This is a genomic window from Bremerella cremea (genome assembly GCF_039541315.1).
Lineage (GTDB): Bacteria > Planctomycetota > Planctomycetia > Pirellulales > Pirellulaceae > Bremerella > Bremerella cremea.
In genome coordinates, this window is the sequence record NZ_BAABFZ010000005.1 from 1,009,859 (window position 1) to 1,026,282 (window position 16,424).

The 16,424-nt window shown below is 56.5% G+C and carries 16 protein-coding genes and 1 tRNA gene; 13 read left to right on the forward strand and 4 right to left on the reverse strand.

What is annotated here, in order from left to right; genetic code table 11:
• The first annotated feature begins 173 nt into the window (after positions 1-173).
• The 8 genes from groL (ABD890_RS20910) (at position 174) to ABD890_RS20945 (ending at position 7,696) form a co-directional block, all read left to right on the forward strand.
• A complete protein-coding gene (gene groL, locus ABD890_RS20910) occupies positions 174-1,877 on the forward strand; it encodes a chaperonin GroEL (protein ID WP_425548493.1) in 1,704 nt (567 codons plus the stop codon).
• Positions 1,878-1,966: 89 nt separating this feature from the next.
• Positions 1,967-2,272, forward strand: coding sequence for a co-chaperone GroES (locus ABD890_RS20915; RefSeq protein ID WP_345094218.1), 306 nt, complete (start codon positions 1,967-1,969; stop codon positions 2,270-2,272).
• A gap of 69 nt (positions 2,273-2,341) precedes the next feature.
• On the forward strand, positions 2,342-3,958 hold the full coding sequence (gene groL / locus ABD890_RS20920) for a chaperonin GroEL (RefSeq protein ID WP_425548494.1): 1,617 nt from the start codon (positions 2,342-2,344) through the stop codon (positions 3,956-3,958).
• 132 nt (positions 3,959-4,090) lie between these two features.
• A complete protein-coding gene (dnaJ, locus tag ABD890_RS20925; RefSeq protein WP_345094221.1) occupies positions 4,091-5,254 on the forward strand; it encodes a molecular chaperone DnaJ in 1,164 nt (387 codons plus the stop codon).
• 18 nt (positions 5,255-5,272) lie between these two features.
• Positions 5,273-5,842, forward strand: coding sequence for a nucleotide exchange factor GrpE (grpE, locus tag ABD890_RS20930; RefSeq protein ID WP_345094223.1), 570 nt, complete (start codon positions 5,273-5,275; stop codon positions 5,840-5,842).
• A 130-nt stretch (positions 5,843-5,972) separates the two neighbouring features.
• On the forward strand, positions 5,973-6,254 hold the full coding sequence (locus ABD890_RS20935; RefSeq protein ID WP_345094225.1) for an FmdB family zinc ribbon protein: 282 nt from the start codon (positions 5,973-5,975) through the stop codon (positions 6,252-6,254).
• A gap of 33 nt (positions 6,255-6,287) precedes the next feature.
• On the forward strand, positions 6,288-6,500 hold the full coding sequence (yacG, locus tag ABD890_RS20940) for a DNA gyrase inhibitor YacG (RefSeq protein WP_345094227.1): 213 nt from the start codon (positions 6,288-6,290) through the stop codon (positions 6,498-6,500).
• 74 nt (positions 6,501-6,574) lie between these two features.
• Complete coding sequence (locus ABD890_RS20945; protein ID WP_345094229.1) at positions 6,575-7,696, forward strand: hypothetical protein; 1,122 nt, start codon at positions 6,575-6,577, stop codon at positions 7,694-7,696.
• A gap of 15 nt (positions 7,697-7,711) precedes the next feature.
• On the opposite strand, the gene ABD890_RS20950 is transcribed toward ABD890_RS20945, so the two are convergent.
• The 3 genes from ABD890_RS20950 to ABD890_RS20960 form a co-directional block, all read right to left on the reverse strand.
• Entirely contained in the window at positions 7,712-8,038 is a 327-nt protein-coding gene (locus ABD890_RS20950) for a hypothetical protein (RefSeq protein ID WP_345094231.1), read from the reverse strand.
• A gap of 47 nt (positions 8,039-8,085) precedes the next feature.
• Positions 8,086-8,433: a P-II family nitrogen regulator gene (locus ABD890_RS20955; RefSeq protein WP_345094233.1), complete on the reverse strand. Its 348-nt coding sequence runs from the start codon at positions 8,431-8,433 to the stop codon at positions 8,086-8,088.
• 77 nt (positions 8,434-8,510) lie between these two features.
• Positions 8,511-9,815 (reverse strand): glucuronyl esterase domain-containing protein, encoded by a 1,305-nt coding sequence (locus ABD890_RS20960; protein WP_345094235.1) that lies wholly within the window; start codon positions 9,813-9,815, stop codon positions 8,511-8,513.
• Between the two features lie 443 nt (positions 9,816-10,258).
• Here ABD890_RS20960 and ABD890_RS20965 point away from each other — a divergent pair.
• Both ABD890_RS20965 and ABD890_RS20970 read left to right on the forward strand, forming a co-directional pair.
• Positions 10,259-10,333, forward strand: a tRNA-OTHER gene (locus ABD890_RS20965).
• 26 nt (positions 10,334-10,359) lie between these two features.
• Positions 10,360-10,953, forward strand: coding sequence for an HNH endonuclease (locus ABD890_RS20970; RefSeq protein WP_345094237.1), 594 nt, complete (start codon positions 10,360-10,362; stop codon positions 10,951-10,953).
• A gap of 58 nt (positions 10,954-11,011) precedes the next feature.
• Here ABD890_RS20970 and ABD890_RS20975 read toward each other — a convergent pair whose 3' ends face one another.
• Entirely contained in the window at positions 11,012-11,473 is a 462-nt protein-coding gene (locus ABD890_RS20975; protein WP_345094239.1) for an MOSC domain-containing protein, read from the reverse strand.
• Between the two features lie 158 nt (positions 11,474-11,631).
• Here ABD890_RS20975 and ABD890_RS20980 point away from each other — a divergent pair, with 158 nt between their 5' ends.
• The 3 genes from ABD890_RS20980 (at position 11,632) to purN (ending at position 16,124) form a co-directional block, all read left to right on the forward strand.
• A complete protein-coding gene (locus tag ABD890_RS20980; RefSeq protein WP_345094241.1) occupies positions 11,632-11,961 on the forward strand; it encodes a hypothetical protein in 330 nt (109 codons plus the stop codon).
• A 141-nt stretch (positions 11,962-12,102) separates the two neighbouring features.
• On the forward strand, positions 12,103-15,462 hold the full coding sequence (gene ileS, locus ABD890_RS20985; protein WP_345094243.1) for an isoleucine--tRNA ligase: 3,360 nt from the start codon (positions 12,103-12,105) through the stop codon (positions 15,460-15,462).
• A complete protein-coding gene (gene purN / locus ABD890_RS20990) occupies positions 15,459-16,124 on the forward strand; it encodes a phosphoribosylglycinamide formyltransferase (protein ID WP_345094245.1) in 666 nt (221 codons plus the stop codon). The genes ileS and purN overlap by 4 nt, the downstream gene beginning before the upstream one ends.
• Positions 16,125-16,424 lie beyond the last annotated feature (300 nt).

Here is a 16,424-nt window from a genome sequence, read left to right on the forward strand (position 1 = left end):
CAAAATCTGCACTCAGGGTGCATCTGGCCTTCGCTGAGACAACAAACGAAACAACGGTTACTAACCAAGTTATGGAATAAACCGGTCGCCCCACTCGCCCAAGAGAGGGAACCGCCCTCGACCGAGGCCGACCGAGTCAAACCAGTTCATCCCACAAGAGGAGGATTCCAGACGTGGCAAAACAGATGGTCTTTGGAGATGAAGCGCGACAACCGCTGCTGGCCGGCGTAACGAAGCTGGCCCGTGCTGTGAAAAGCACGTTGGGTCCGCGTGGACGCAATGCCGTGCTGGATAAAGGATGGGGTTCCCCCAAGATCACGAAGGACGGCGTGACGGTTGCCGAAGACATCGAGTTGGATGATGTCTACGAAAACCTCGCCTGCCAACTGGTCAAGGAAGCTGCCAGCAAAACGAACGACGTCGCTGGCGACGGTACCACCACGGCCACCGTGTTGGCCGAAGGTATCTTCCGCGAAGGCCTGAAGATGCTGGCCGCTGGTGCTGACGGCATGGCTCTGCAGCGTGGCATCCTGAAGGCTGCCGAAGCTGTTGGCGAAGCCATTCAGAAGTCGGCCACCAAGATCGACGAAAAGAGCAAGAAGCAGATCGAACAGATCGCTGCGATCGCTGGCAACAACGACTCGACCATCGGTAAGGTCTTGGCCGAAGCCTTCCTGAAGGTTGGCAAAGATGGCGTGATCACCGTCGAAGAAGGTCGCGGTAGCGAAACGACCGTCGACTTCGTCGAAGGCATGCAGTTCGATCGCGGATTCCTTTCGCCACACTTCGTCACCGACGAAGACAAGCAGTTGGTCGAGCTGGAAGACTGCCTGATCCTGCTGTTTGAAGAAAAGATTTCGTCGGCCAAGAAGCTGGTTCCACTGCTGGAATCGATCAGCAAGGCCAACAAGCCACTTCTGATCATCGCCGAAGACGTCGACGGTGAAGCCCTGGCAACCTTGGTTGTCAACAAGATGCGTGGCATTCTGAACGTTGCCGCCGTCAAGGCTCCTGGCTACGGCGATCGCCGTAAGGCCATGCTCGGCGACATTGCAACCCTGACCGGTGGTACCGCGATCTTCAAGGATCTGGGTATCGAACTGGAAAGCGTCAAGAACTCGAACCTCGGTCGTGCCAAGAAGATCAAGATCTCGGCAACCGACACCGTCATCGTTGGTGGTGCTGGTAAGAAGGCTGACATCGAAGGTCGTGCCGCTCAGATTCGTGCTGAAATCGAAGCTACCGACAGCGAATACGATCGCGAAAAGCTGCAGGAACGCCTGGCCAAGCTGGCTGGTGGTGTGGCTCAGATCAACTGCGGTGCTGTGACCGAAACCGAAATGAAGGAACGCAAGGACCTGCTGGTCGACGCCAAGAGCGCCACCCAGGCTGCCCTTCAGGAAGGGATCGTTCCGGGTGGTGGTATCGCCCTGCTTCGAGCCGAAAAGGCTTTGAAGAAGCTGGCAGTCGAAGGAGACGAAAAGCTGGGTGCCGATATCGTCGCCAAGGTTCTGGAATACCCACTGCGTACGATCGCTGAAAACGCCGGTCTGGACGGTGGCGTGGTCGTCAACCGCGTTCGCCAGCAGAAGAAGGCTACCGAAGGCTTCAACGCCGACACCGGTACTTACGAAGACCTGGTGGAAGCTGGCGTCATCGATCCAGCCAAGGTGGTTCGTACCGCTCTGCAAAACGCCGCGAGTGTCTCGGCTCTGCTGCTGACGACCGACTCGCTGGTCACCGAAATTCCATCGGAAGATGAAGGTGGCGACCACCACGATCACCATGACCACGGCGGCATGGGAGGAATGGGTGGCATGGGCGGAATGGGAGGCATGGGCGGCATGGGCGGCATGGGCATGCCCGGCATGATGTAAATCAGGCCTGCGTCCGACGCCTTTCTGTCTTCAAGTAAAGTTACAAAACATCAAACATACCCCTGAATAAGTTTTAAGGATAAACACCCATGGCGAAGAGTCTGAAGATTCGAACTTTGGATGACCGCATTGTCGTTCAGCCGCTGCAGGCAGAAGAAACCACTGCTGGTGGTATCGTTCTTCCAGATTCGGCTCAGGAAAAGCCGCAACGTGGTACTGTCCTGGCCGTCGGCCCTGGCAAGCTGCTCGATAGCGGCAGCCGCGCGGAACTGTCGGTTGCAATCGGCGACGAAGTCATCTACGGCAAATACAGCGGTAGCGACATCGAAATCGATGGCGACGAGTACAAGATCCTTCGCGAGACGGAAATCCTGGCGAAAGTCGTCAACGACTAAGCAATTCGCTTCGTCGTGAAGATTTCCCCAAAACAGAATTCAGTCTTATTTACATAAGGATTTCTTAGCGTGGCAAAACAACTGCTTTTCGAGGATCATGCCCGAGCCAAGATGCTCAAGGGCATCGACAAGCTGGCCGACGCTGTCGCCGTCACGATGGGCCCAACCGGCCGTAACGTGATCATCAACAAGTCGTACGGCGGCCCAACGGTCACCAAAGACGGCGTGACCGTGGCCAAAGAAATCGAGCTGGAAGACCGGTTCGAAAACATGGGCGCCAAGCTGGTCAACGAAGTCGCCAGCAAGACCTCGGACGTCGCCGGCGATGGTACCACCACCGCAACCGTCCTGGCCCGTGCCATCTTCAAAGAAGGCATCCGCAACATTGTTGCCGGTAGCAACCCAACCGCGATTCGTCGTGGTATTGAAAAGGCTGTTGCCGCTGCCGAAGACTTCCTGCTGAACCTGGCCAAGCCAGTCAACAGCAAGGATGACGTCGCCAACATCGGTTCGATCAGTGCGAACAACGATCGCGCGATCGGTGAGCTGCTGGCCGAAGCCCTGCACCGCGTCGGTCAAGACGGCGTGATCACGGTCGAAGAAGGCAAGAGCCGCGAAACGACCGTCGAATACGTCGAAGGCATGCAGTTCGACAAGGGCTACATCTCGCCTTACTTCATCAATCGTCCAGCCGAAATGGACGTTGAGCTGGAAGACGCCTACATCCTGTACCACGAAAAGAAGATCAGCAATCTGCGTGAGCTGATTCCTCTGTTGGAACAAGTTGGCAACACCGGCAAGCCACTGTTGATCGTCGCCGAAGACATCGAAGGCGAAGCTCTGACCGCCCTGGTCGTCAATCGTCTGCGTGGCGTGCTGAACATTGCTGCCGTTAAGGCTCCTGGTTTTGGCGATCGTCGCAAGTCGATGCTGGCCGACATGTCCATCCTGACCGGTGGTACTGTCATCAGCGACGACCTCGGCATCACGCTCGACAAGGTTCAACTGAACCAGCTCGGCCGTGCCAAGAAGATCAACATCACCAAGGACAAGACGACCATTGTCGAAGGTGGTGGCGAAAAGAAGGCACTGGAATCGCGTATCGCTCAGCTGAAGCGTCAGATCGAAGAAACCGACAGCGAATACGATCGCGAAAAGTACCAGGAACGCCTGGCCAAGCTTTCCGGTGGTGTTGCGGTGATCTCGGTCGGTGCCGAAACCGAAGCCGAAATGAAGCAGACCAAGGCTCGCGTCGAAGACGCCCTGCACGCGACCCGTGCGGCGGTTGAAGAAGGCGTTCTGCCAGGTGGTGGCGTTGCCCTGGTTCGTGCGATGGAAGCTGTTGAAAAGGCTCGTTCGTCCGCTCGTGGCGACGAAAAGATCGGCGTCGACATCATCCTGCGGGCTCTGCCAGCTCCGATGCGTCAGATCGCCGACAACTGCGGCATCGACGGCAACGTGGTTGTCGACGAAGTCCAGCAGAAGTCGACCAACTACGGCTACGACGCCTACAAGGGCGAATACGTCGACATGGTCAAAGCTGGTGTCATCGACCCAGCCAAGGTCGTGCGTACCGCTCTGAGCAACGCAGCCAGCATCGCCGGCCTGTTGCTGACCACCGAAGCCCTTGTCACCAACCTGGAAAAGGAAGATGGCAAGCGTGCGGCTGAAGGCGTGGTTCGCTAAGCCGAACCCTGGTTCAACGACGTAGGTGGCTGCTGACTTGTGGCGGCCACCTGGCACGAAAGAATTCAACGGGCTGCATCTCTTCCAGGGACCAGCCCGTTTTGTTTCTACCGCCGCCTACGTGAGGACACGATGGCAACGAAAGTCGACTATTACGAAGTCCTGGGAGTCGAGCGATCCGCCTCAAGCGGTGAGATTTCTAAGGCTTATCGCAAGCTGGCGATCAAGTATCACCCCGACTCGAATCCTGGCGACGACGAAGCCGTCACGCGATTCAAAGCCGCGGCTGAAGCGTACGAAGTGTTGAGCGACTCGGATAAACGAGCCCGCTACGACCAGTACGGACATGCCGGGGTCGATGGCAATCAACGAGCAAACTTTCACGATGTCGAGGACATCATGGAAGCTTTCGGCGACATCTTTGGCGGAGGTATCTTCAGCGACATCTTCGGCCGTGGCGGCGGTCGAGGCGGCCGCCGACGCGTGCGTAAAGGTGCCGACATTCAGGTTCGCGTTACGCTCGATCTGGAAGAAGCCGCGACTGGCGTCCAACGTCAAATCCAAGTCGATCGCCGTGTCGCGTGTGAAACCTGTAGCGGAAGCGGAGCCAAGCCAGGCTCGCAGCCCGAGACCTGCAATCGCTGTGGTGGCGCCGGTCAAGTCGTTCAGCAAGCCGGCATTCTCCGCGTGCAGACCACCTGCCCTTCGTGCGGTGGCCAAGGCACAATCATCAGCGATCCGTGCCAGGATTGCCGCGGCAATGGCTTCACCACACAGCGGGTCAGCATGGATGTTTCGATCCCGGCTGGGGTCGACGACGGCATGCGAGTTCGCCTGACCGGGGAAGGCCAACCAAGCCCAGATGGTGGCCCTCCTGGCGATTGCTACTGCCACATTTCGATTCGCAAGCACAAGCTATTCGAACGCGAAGGGGATCACCTGATCCTCAAAATGCCGATCACCTATACCCAGGCTGTCCTGGGTAGCGAGATCGAAGTACCGACGCTCAATGGCCCTGCGACGCTCACCATCCCGGCCGGCTCCGGTTCGTCCGAGGTGTTCAAGATGCGTGGCAAAGGGATGCCCGATCCTCACGGCCGCGGGCAAGGCGACCTGTACGTTCAGACGTACATCGAAGTGCCGAAGAAACTCGACCCTCGCCAAGAGGAACTGCTGCGAGAGTTGGCCGATCGCGAACACACCAACGTGACGCCGCACCGCAAGTCATTTCTCGAATCGATCAAAGACTATTTGTTCTCGTCTTCCGAAGAACACGACACCAAGAAGAAAAGCTAGGTCAAGGAGCTTAAAAGCGTGTCTGCTGATAATCCCCAAAACGATCCATCGCAAGAATCGACGCAGCCGACCGGTGAGACGCAAGCCACCGAAGAAAACGTGTCGGCCGATACCTACTTCAGCACCTCGGACGATCCGATCGAGCAACTCAAGCAAGACCTGGTCGACGCCGAAAAACGCGTGCTGCTCGCTCAGGCCGATCTCGAAAACTTCCGTAAGCGGATGCGTCGCGAACGCGAAGACGAACTGAAGTACGCCAACATGCCGCTGCTGGCTGACTTGCTGCCAGTGGTCGACAACCTGCAGCGAGCCCTCGAATCGGCAGGCACCGGCGAACAAGCTGGCGGCATTGTCGAAGGGATCAAGATTGTCGAAAAGCAACTCGTCGAAGCAATGAAGAAGCGTGGCTGCGAGGCGATCGACGCACAAGGGCAGCCTTTCGACCCGAACCTGCACGAAGCGATCATGCAGCAGCCGAGCGCCGACGTCGAACCCAACACCGTTCTGCACGTCGCCCAGGTCGGCTACAAGATGTACGACCGCGTCGTTCGTCCGAGCCAGGTGATCGTTTCCAAGGCTCCCGAATAAATCGATCCCATCGCCTCTTTCACTCCCCAGAGGTTGGGGAGTGAAATGTTCGGCAAGCCGTGACGGCGGCGGCAGAGTATAATGGCGTTAGAAAACCGTTTCCCAAGGCCCGTGTAAGGTTCTTCCGACCATGCCAACCTACGAATACCAGTGTGATGCTTGCGATCACAAGTTCGAGGAATTCCAGTCGATCTCGGCCGATCCACTGACCAAGTGCCCAGAGTGCAAGAAGAAGAAACTGCGTCGGCTGTTCAGCACCGGTGGTGGTCTGCTGTTCAAGGGCTCAGGCTTCTATATCACCGACTATCGCAGCGATTCGTACAAGAAGAGTGCGGACAAGGGCTCGAAGAGCAGCGATTCGTCAAAGTCGTCGTCATCCAAGAGCGACTCGAAGCCAAGCAGTTCGTCCTAGAACACGCTCGCGCGTTTTAAGAAGGAAACTCCAATGGCAACACTCCGCTGTCCCACGTGCGGCCATGGATTCGAGAGTCAGTTTACGCCGGCGATGCCCTTCTGTAGCGAACGCTGCCGGCAGATCGACCTGGGACAATGGTTAGACGAAGAGCACACACTTCCGGTCGATATCGAAAAACACCTCGAAGAACAAGCCAATCGTCCACCGGAAGATCGCTTCGACGACGATGAAGATTCGTTGTAGTGACGTTTTACTGCAATGAATCTCCGCCTATAATTCTGGCTTGATATTTCCCGCAGGCCAAAGGAGTTAGCTGCATGTCGGAGGAGCGCGGTCTACTGCGAGCCATTTCTTGGCACGAATCGTTTCCTTGGTTGGTCCTCTTCCGGGCAGCCTTAATCGCCTTCTACCTGCGGGTCCTGTTTCTGGCCTACCTTGGCGTTTGCGTCTTGGGCCTGGGCGTTTGGATTGGTAGCCACCTGTTTGGTAGCTTTCCACCGGAAGCCGCCGATACCCTGGCGATCGAAGCCCCAACCGATATCTTCGGTGTCTTCCGATCGGGCCTTGTGTTTCACAATCCCTTCGGCGGCGTCTTCCCCGCTCACACGTTCCGTGGGTTCGTGGCCTTCATCTTTTATGCCCTGTGGTATGTCGCCACATTCGCGATCTTTGGTGGCGCGATTGCTCGCATCGCGGCGATGGAGTTTTCGGTCAACGATCGCTGCGGCATGAAATCGGCACTGAGCCATTCGCTGCGCAAATTCCTCGGCTACTTCCTTTCGCCGCTGTTCCCCCTGATCGGCGTGGCGATGTTGATGCTGATCATCTTGCTGTTCGGCCTGGTCAACTGGCTTGGTGCCTGGGCGGCGATTGTAACGGGCATTTTCGGTTTCATTGCCGTGATGGCTGCCTTCGGGGTTGCTCTGTTGATGGTGCCTTTGATGCTGGGCTGGCCACTGATGTGGGGAGCGATCAGCACCGAGTGTTCCGATCATTTCGACGCCTTAAGCCGTAGCTACGCCTATGTCACCCAGCGTCCGTTTCATTATTTGTGGTATGTCTGCGTGGCGATTGTTGCGGGTATCGTCGGACATTTCGCCATCTGCTTGTTTGTCGGCGTTGCTTTGACTGCTCTGACGACGGGTCTGCACTGGGGGCAAGGCCTTGACCAGACAGTCGCCATCATGGATCACTCGGTCTCGGGACCGGTCTGGCGATTCTGGTTTCACTGCATGAACCGCCTGGTAGGTGCGTACGACTTCGGCTACTTCTTCGCCGTGTTCGCCGGGATTTATTTGCTTTTGCGGCGCGACGTCGATCAGGCCGAAATGGACGAGATCGTCCTGGATGAGGATCAGCCTCGTTTCGCCATGCCTGCCCTCAACAAAGATCTGGGGGAAGGCACCGAGGACGCTCAAGAAAGTTCGGACGAAAGCTAGTCCGAACGGTTTCGCTTACGAAGCAGGTTCGGCCAATTTTACCAGAACGGCACCGACCTGCTGATGGAACTGACCATTGGTCATCACGTCGGCACCTGCTTCTTTGGCGGCCGACAGCAATTCGACTTGCACATGTGGACCATGCACCAAGATGCGAAGGTCTGGATGGGCAGCTCGGACTTCTTCGATCGTACTGATCGCATCGCGGGCTGGCGGATTCAAATCGACGATCAAGGCCGTTGTCTCGGCATCGATCGTTTCGAGAATACCCCGTTTCGAGGCAATCACCCGAACCGGAATGCCCTGAGCGTTGGCAGGACCGGTGACACGAGAGTTCGACATCAAGTCGGCAGTGAAATAAAGAATCAACGTATTACCTGCAAGTTCTTCTAAACAGCCGAAGGGCCACGTTCTTTGCCACCGATCTGAATGACCTGTTCGATGGGAAGCACGAGAATCTTCCCATCGCCAATGTTTCCTTCCTGACCAGTTCGAGCCACGTTTTCAATGATGGCCAAGGTCTTTTCGAGGAAGTCGTCGTTCACGGCAACTTCGATGATCACCTTTCGCAGCAGATTCGTTTGGTATTCGATACCACGAAAGGTCGCCGTCTGACCACGTTGTCGCCCGTAACCTTCCGCATCAAAAACGGTCAGGCGTTCGACGGCCATGCCGGACAATGCCGTACGGACACTATCGAGCTTGGTTGGCTGAATCACGGCAACAATCAGTTTCACGTGGGGCTCCTTCAGAATCGAGGGATGGAGATACCCAACTTTCTACCAGAAGTGCCCGGCAGCCCGCCAGATGGCCGTTAGTCCGCGGCCTTCGTCACATGGCGATCGGCGAAGTCCATGTAGCGTTGCCAATCGAGGGTGGTGACGTCGTGCTTGCCGGGGCGGATCACATACCCCAATCGGCTGAGAACCGGCTCGTTGATCGCAGGCATCTTCTCGACGCCCATCCCTTCGACACCCAGCAGCTCGTAAACCGGGCTGGCGTAGTGTCCCGAGAGGAACTCGCCATGCGGATCTGCCCAGCGATCTTCCTCGGCACTGCAAATCAGGCAAGGGCGTGGCGCGATCAAGGCAATCAATTCATGCTGATCAACCGGACAGGCATCCTCGTTGTGGCTGTATTGCACGAAGTTATCGCAGAACCAATGAGGAAATGACTTGTTGATTTTCTGAACCGATTCGCCGTAACGACGACGCGAAAGTGCGGCGCCTCCACAGCCGGAGTTATTCGAGATGACCGCGGCAAAACGGGTATCGGTCGCCCCCGCCCATAAGGCGGTCTTGCCGAGACGCGAATGCCCCAGCGAGATCACTTTCTCGCCGTCGACTTCCTCGCTTTCCTGCAGATAGTCGAGTGCTCGGCTCATTCCCCACGACCATGCAGCGATGCTGCCCCACTCATCCGCCTTCGGCTTGGTTTGCCCCTCGGCGTTGAAGTAAGGGTGAATCCCGTTCTGGAAACCGTCGTCGAAGTCAGGATCGATGTCGCCATAGTAAGCGGTTGCCACCCCGTAGCCACGATCCAGAATCGTTTCGATCGGCCAACGCCCACTGCTCGTGCCACGCATTTTTTCCGAAGCTTTGTGCCCAGAAATACCTTTGTCTTTGTTGTCGCGTAGCCAACTGGTTGGCAGCATCACCGCGGGATCGTCGGTAACCGTAGCGTTGCCATAGAAACTGAGCATCAAGAATGTCGGGACTGGCTTGTCGGTCTTTGGCAGGTAAACCAGCAGGTTCAGCACCGGCCCCTCGGGATCGTCAGTCAATTGAATGGCAACCTGGCGGCGACGGGCCTTGCCACCAAAGGCTTCGTCCGACGATTCGGTTACCTTGTACGAAATCTTGCCTGGGGCGGCCGGCGCCTTGCCGTAAACCTGTGTCTCGAACAATTGAATCAGGTAAGGCCGCTGCTTGGAGTTCCATGCTTCGGCAGTCTCAATCTTCTCGCCATTAGGACCCACCAACGGATCAGGCAACGTGAACTGCGGAACCTTGGCTTCATCGTAGATGACGACTTCTTGCTGGGCAGGCAACATCGAGGTGACCGTCGTAACCAGAAACAGACAGAAGAGGGGCGCGGAAACTCGCGGATAGCATCGCATGGGCAGGGCTCAGATCGGTGAGAAAATCAGGGCGGCAAGTTAATTAACTCTCCCATTCTAGCCGCTTGCTGGTGATCCCCCCAGCCGATTCCATTTGAAATGTGAACCCATCCCCGCAAAATGGCTCTATTCAAGCAGGCAATGAAAAGGTGGAAATGCGAGTGAATGGGGCACGAAAACGCCGGCAACTACTGACAGCTTATCGACATTTTTCGTGCGAATTACCAAACCCTTCGTACCCCCTTAACAGAACTTACCTACAGTTCCGTTGCCTCACCCAGATCCGACGATAGGAATGCCCGTGAAATGTTGGCATAGATGGTCGGAACTGTGTTATGTTGAAAGGCTTACTCGCCGGAACACCCGACGCGACGGCGGAAGGTGCATCCAGCACACGCCCTTCCTAGCCCCATTGATCACTATCAATTGCTAATCGTTACGCGGTAGCCGTGGCTCGGTGGTACGAGTTCTTTCTGCTTCAGCAGAAAGAGTTTTCGGTTCGAATCCGATCGGCTGCCTTCCAAACGAGGGAGAAATCAGATTCATGTCGGCCCTATTGGAGCGGCCCACGCTAGTTCTCAACCGTAACTGGCAGCCTGTCGGTGTGGCGTCAGTGGCTCGATCGTTGACGCAGGTCTTTTGCGGAACGGCTCGTGTTGTTGATCCACACAGCTACCAGCTATTGACGTGGGAGGACTGGTCGCGTTTGGCCCCTGGCAAGGACGAGCCCTTCATCTCTTCCCAGTTGCTGAAGATCCGAATTCCGGAAGTCGTTTCGCTGGTGAACTACGATCGCATCCCGCGGAACACGGTGACGTTCAGTCGTCGCAATGTGTTCAAGCGGGATCAGTACACCTGTCAGTACTGCGGATCGCGTCCTGGCAGCGAATACCTGACGATCGATCACGTAATTCCACGCAGTAAGGGAGGCGAGTCTTCTTGGGAAAACTGCGTGTTGGCTTGCGTCGATTGCAATCACCGCAAGGCGAATCGTACGCCCGCCGAGGCTCATATGCCGATGCGGAAAGATCCGATTCGTCCGAAGTGGACGCCTGTTTACGCGGCCAGACGCGTAAGGATCGAGTCTTGGAGTAAGTTCGTCAGCGAAGCTTACTGGGAGACCGAACTCGAAAGTTAACAGGCCTGGATGACATCTCGTTATCGAGGCCTGTTTCTTTAGAGCCGCGCGTCACTGGCTACCCTTCCCCTCCGGAAATCCGTTGAATCCGATTTCCGGGGCGGATGGTCGCTGCGCGCCATACGCTGGCGAAGAAACCGAGGTGCTCGTTCACGTTCGGTTGCGTTCGCCCTGTTTTGGCATCTTTAGCGTGGCACGGTTTCCACCGTTTTTCGAGGCGTATTTCTGCCGTGCCGACCATTAGCATGTCGCCCACTTCCAGCATTGCCAGGTCGATTCCCTCGACTGAAAGGTTTTCGCCCACGCTGCCAGCCAGAAAGGGCTCGGTGGCAGGCTCGAACCGCTGCAAGATCTCGTAATTGAACAGCGTAACCGCGCGTTTTGGCGCGAAGTGCTCGTCGTAACGGTGCCCATCCCCAACAAAGCCGTACGGGGTCAGCTCGGCCGATTCGACCGGCACGCGTGGGATTCCGCCCGAAGACAGGCAGACGGCGACGACATGCCCCTCAGATATTTTCATGGGTAATCACCGTAAATGCTTCCAGCACCAATGTTTTCGCCCCAGCGGTGGTTGACGAAATGGGGGTCTGGCTTTTCTAATTTCAGGATTCGGTTCCCGCTCTGCGAGCTCCTTGTAACGAAGCCCCTGGCACTCACGAAAACGCCCGAAGGTTACCAATGCCCGAAGAACTCCTCGAATTGTCTCTGACGTCCGCCGGTTATCCTTTGGGTTTCGCCGACAGCATTGTAGCCACGGACGACGAGTACGACGAAGACGTGGAAGAGGATTTCGACGAAGACGACTTCGATGACGATTTTGACGAAGACTTCGAGGAATTCGACGACGAAACGCCTTCAGACGAAGATTCGTTCGACGAAGACCTGATCGACGACGAAGAAGAGGACGAAGACCTGGAAGGTGAATTCTTCGAAGACGACGAGGAAAGCGAAGACGACGAAGAAGAAGGTGACGGCAAAGAGGAAGAAGAAAGCGGCGACGAGGACTAATCGCCGCTGGTGAACCCAGGCCAGCCGGATGGCGTCTGGCCTGGAGATGCCTGGTTCTTCGCTGGGAACAAAATCGCTTGGATTTATTGAGGGAGCATCTGGCTCCCTCGTTCATGAATCGCTCGAGGAAGATGAGATTCGATGTTTGAAAGCATCCCGCAGAATGTTTCTTTTCCGGACATGGAAACCAAGGTCCTCGAGTATTGGAAACAGAACCAGATTTACGAGAAGTCGCTCGACGCTCGTAAGGGAAGCCAGCCGTTCGTTTTCTATGAAGGGCCACCTACCGCCAACGGCATGCCTCACCCTGGCCACTGCCTGACGCGTGCCATCAAAGACGTCTTCCCACGCTACCGCACCATGCGAGGCTATTACTGCGAACGCAAAGCAGGCTGGGATACGCATGGTCTGCCGGTCGAAGTCGAAGTCTGCAAAGAGCTCGGCATCCACTCCAAGGAAGAAATCGAAAACTACGGCGTCGAACCATTCATCCACAAGTGCCAGGCCAGCGTCTGGCGTTACATGCAAGAGTGGGAACGCCTGACACAGCGGCTCGGTTTCTGGGTCAACCTGGAAGAAGCGTACGTCACCTACCACAAAAGCTTTGTTGAAAGCGTCTGGTGGTCGCTCAAAAACTTGTACGATCGCGGCCTGCTGTATCAGGGGCACAAGATCGTCTGGTGGTGGGCTCAAGGTGGAACTGCTTTGAGTAGCGGCGAAGTGGGCCAAGGCTACCGCAAAGTCGCCGACCCGAGCGTGTTCGTTCGCTTCCCACTTCTCGACGAAGAAAACACTTCGCTTCTGGTTTGGACGACGACTCCTTGGACATTGCCAAGCAATCAGTTCGCCGCCGTGCATCCGGATCTGACCTACGCCACCGTCGAAGATGAAGAGTCTGGTGAAAAGCTGATCGTCGCGGAAGCTCTCGTGGTAACACTCGCCGAGAAAGCGAAGTGCAAATGGAAAGTTGTCGCGACCACCAAGGGTAGCCAACTGCTGGGCAAGCGTTATCGCCCGCCGTTCGATTATTACTACAAATCGCTCGGCGATACCGAAGGGACGCTCAAGGCAGGCGGCAAACAGCACGTTGCCTGGCGTGTCGTGGCCGCCGACTTCGTGACAACCGACAGCGGTACTGGGGTTGTCCATCAGGCGCCTGCGTTCGGTGAAGTCGACTACGAAGTTCTGGCCAACGAACTGGCACGCTTCGAAGAGGGCGAAGGCCCTTCCCTGATCTGCGCTGTCGGGCCGGACGGCAAGTTCACCGATGAAGCTCCCGACTACAAGGGACGCTGGGTCAAAGAAGCCGACAAAGACATCTCGCGCGAGCTGAAAGAACGGGGCGTCTTGTTCCTGCTCGATCAGTATCTCCACGATTATCCCTTCTGCTGGCGAGCCGAAGAGGATCCGCTGATCCAGTATCCGCGTGAAAGCTGGTTCATCCGCACCACCAAATTCAAAGACCAGATGCTGGCCAACAACCAGCAGATCAACTGGCTGCCGGACCACATCCGCGATGGTCGTTTCGGCAACTTCCTGGAAAGCAACGTCGACTGGGCACTGTCTCGCGAACGTTATTGGGGCACGCCACTGCCGATCTGGGTTTGCGAAGAAACCGGCAAAGCCGAAGCGATCGCCAGCTACGCCGAACTGGAAGCCAAGCCAGGTGCCGCCGGCTTCGACGTCTGGGAAAAAGCCAAGGCCGACAATCCTGACCTGGTCGACGACCTGAAGATCCACAAGCCGTACATCGACGAGATCACCTACGACTCGCCGTTCGCCGAAGGTGCGCGAATGAAGCGTGTTCCGGAAGTGATCGACTGCTGGTACGACTCCGGTGCGATGCCATTCGCACAGTGGGGCTATCCGCATCAAGGGGAAAAGCACTTCGATGCCCAGTTCCCAGCCGACTTCATCAGCGAAGCAATCGACCAGACCCGTGGCTGGTTCTACAGCCAATTGGCGATCAGCACCCTGCTGTTCGGCCAGGACGAAGAAGGCAAGACCGAGCCGCACGTCTATCCACATCCATTCAAGAACTGCATCGTCCTGGGACTGATGCTGGGCGAAGATGGTACGAAGATGTCGAAGAGCAAGCGAAACTATCGCGAGCCGAACGAGATCTTCGATAAATACGGTGCCGACGCGTTGCGCTGGTATCTGTACGCCAACCAGCCGCCATGGACGTCGATCCGCTACAACGAACAGTCGATCAAAGACAGCATCCCTGAGTTCCTGCTGCGGCTCTGGAATGTGTTCAGCTTCTTCGTGATCTACGCGAATATCGACGGTTTCGAGCCAGAAACCTCGGTCAGCGATCTCGACAAGGCACTCGCCGGCCACTTCGTTGGTGCCAAGGGTGCCCGTCCGATCGAAGAACGAGGCGAGCTCGATCGCTGGATCCTGGGCGAATTGAACCGCACGATCCAAACCGTGACCGATCGGATGGACGCATACGACAACTACAACGCATGTGCCGCGATCAATCAGTTCGTGGATGGTCTGTCGAACTGGTACGTTCGCCGCAGCCGTGATCGTTTCTGGAGCAAAGACAAGGAATCGGCCGACAAGCTGGATGCCTATTGGACGCTGTACGAATGCTTGCTGACCACCTGCCAGGTGATCGCTCCGTTCGTGCCGTTCCTCTCGGAAACGCTGTGGCAGAATCTGGCCAGCGTCTTTGGCGACAAGGCGAAGACCAGCGTTCACCTGTGCGACTTCCCAGCAGTCGACGAGTCGGTCATCGATACGCAGCTCTCGCAGCGGATGGAACTGCTGCGAGAAATCGCTTCGCTCGGCCGCCAGGCTCGCATGAATGAAAAGCTGAAAGTGCGTCAGCCACTAAGCAAAGTGGAAGTCGTCCTCGCCGACGATACCCACGCCGAATGGCTCAAGTCGCACAACTCGATCCTGTGCGAAGAACTGAACGTCAAGAAGATCGACTTCACCAAGGAAGCCGACGAGTACATCAACTACCAGATCCAGCCGAACTTCAAGCGTTTGGGCCCACGTGTCGGCAAGCTGATGCCTTCGGTTAAGAAGGTTCTCGGCCAGACCGATGCGGCGGCACTGCTGAACGCTCTGCAATCGGAAGGTGCATTCACGCTGACGATCGAAGGCGAAGCCCTGACATTCGACAACGAAGATATCCAGGTTCGCCTTTCGGCCAAAGAAGGCTGGGCTGCCGCTCAAGGCAAGCTGTGCGTGGTTGTGCTCAACACGGAACTCACCCCAGAGCTGATCCAGGAAGGCTACGTCAAAGACATCGTGCGGATGGTGCAAGATAAGCGGAAAGAGCTTGATCTGGAATACACCGCCAAGATCGAAGTTGCCGTGGTGACGTCGTCCGACGAAGTGCAAGCCGCGGTCAAAGGTCATGCCGAGTACATCGAAGGCGAAACCTTGGCGACCTCGGTCGGCCTGGCGGCGATCGCCGGCGTCGAACCAAGTTCCACGACCATCGCTGACAGCGACGTCCAAATCTACGTGAAGTCTGTATGACGAAGCCTGCCACAACCTGGTCGAAGCACACTCCTGACAATCCACTGAAGATCGCCGTTCTGATCTCGGGTGGCGGCACGACGCTCCGCAACTTGCTCGATGCGATCGAGCAAGACAGCCTACCGCTGCAAGTCGTTCAGGTCATCTCCAGTAGCCACAAGGCAAAAGGGATGGCCTATGCCGAGCAAGGCAACATCCCGTACCAGGTTGTCACCGTGCAAGATCATCCCGAGATCGCCGACTTTTCATCGGTGATCTTCGAGACCTGTCGCCAGGCAGGCGTCGAGTTGGTGGTGATGGGTGGTTTCTTGAAGCAGATCGCGGTGCCGGCCGACTTCGAGAACCGCGTCATCAACATCCATCCCTCGCTGATCCCTTCGTTCTGCGGTGCCGGATTTTACGGAATTCGGGTTCATACGGCCGTCTTGGAATACGGCGCGAAGGTAAGTGGCTGCACGGCTCACTTTGTCGACGATCATTACGATCATGGGCCCATCATCGCCCAAAGCGTCGTCGAGGTTCTGACGGACGACCGTCCTGAAGATCTGGCGGCTCGGGTCTTTGAGGCGGAATGCCGCCTTTACCCGAAAACGATCGCCGCCATTGCGGAAGGTCGCGTCACGGTCTCAGGCCGGACAGTCTCGGTTCAGCCCTCCAACTAACCGCTAGCAATGCCAAGGGTTACGCCTGCGCAGACCCTTTTGCTATCACTGCTAGTCCGTTAAACTTTACGCATTCGCCCTAGTCACCCGGCGAAAACCGATGGATGGATTCTTTCACCTAGTGACGGAATTCTTTCATCTTGACCAATTTCGAGCAGTTGCGAGCGGTACTTCCTGTAAGGTTTATCCTAGTCCTACCTGAAATGGGGCATTTTTGTGTTTTAGGGAGCCTCTTTCGTTTCGTCCTGGCTGTGCCGAATGAAATTTGAAAGAATTATGCCACTATCTGATTGATTACTG

Bases quoted from the DNA above. Each gene is read 5' to 3' on its own strand.
- ABD890_RS20945 (WP_345094229.1), top strand. From the start codon at position 6,575: ATGTCGGAGGAGCGCGGTCTACTGCGAGCCATTTCTTGGCACGAATCG.
- purN (WP_345094245.1), top strand. From the start codon at position 15,459: ATGACGAAGCCTGCCACAACCTGGTCGAAGCACACTCCTGACAATCCA.
- ABD890_RS20970 (WP_345094237.1), top strand. From the start codon at position 10,360: ATGTCGGCCCTATTGGAGCGGCCCACGCTAGTTCTCAACCGTAACTGG.
- dnaJ (WP_345094221.1), top strand. From the start codon at position 4,091: ATGGCAACGAAAGTCGACTATTACGAAGTCCTGGGAGTCGAGCGATCC.
- ABD890_RS20975 (WP_345094239.1), bottom strand. From the start codon at position 11,473: ATGAAAATATCTGAGGGGCATGTCGTCGCCGTCTGCCTGTCTTCGGGC.
- ABD890_RS20980 (WP_345094241.1), top strand. From the start codon at position 11,632: ATGCCCGAAGAACTCCTCGAATTGTCTCTGACGTCCGCCGGTTATCCT.
- yacG (WP_345094227.1), top strand. From the start codon at position 6,288: ATGGCAACACTCCGCTGTCCCACGTGCGGCCATGGATTCGAGAGTCAG.
- ABD890_RS20935 (WP_345094225.1), top strand. From the start codon at position 5,973: ATGCCAACCTACGAATACCAGTGTGATGCTTGCGATCACAAGTTCGAG.
- ABD890_RS20950 (WP_345094231.1), bottom strand. From the start codon at position 8,038: ATGTCGAACTCTCGTGTCACCGGTCCTGCCAACGCTCAGGGCATTCCG.
- ABD890_RS20960 (WP_345094235.1), bottom strand. From the start codon at position 9,815: ATGCGATGCTATCCGCGAGTTTCCGCGCCCCTCTTCTGTCTGTTTCTG.
- ABD890_RS20915 (WP_345094218.1), top strand. From the start codon at position 1,967: ATGGCGAAGAGTCTGAAGATTCGAACTTTGGATGACCGCATTGTCGTT.
- ileS (WP_345094243.1), top strand. From the start codon at position 12,103: ATGTTTGAAAGCATCCCGCAGAATGTTTCTTTTCCGGACATGGAAACC.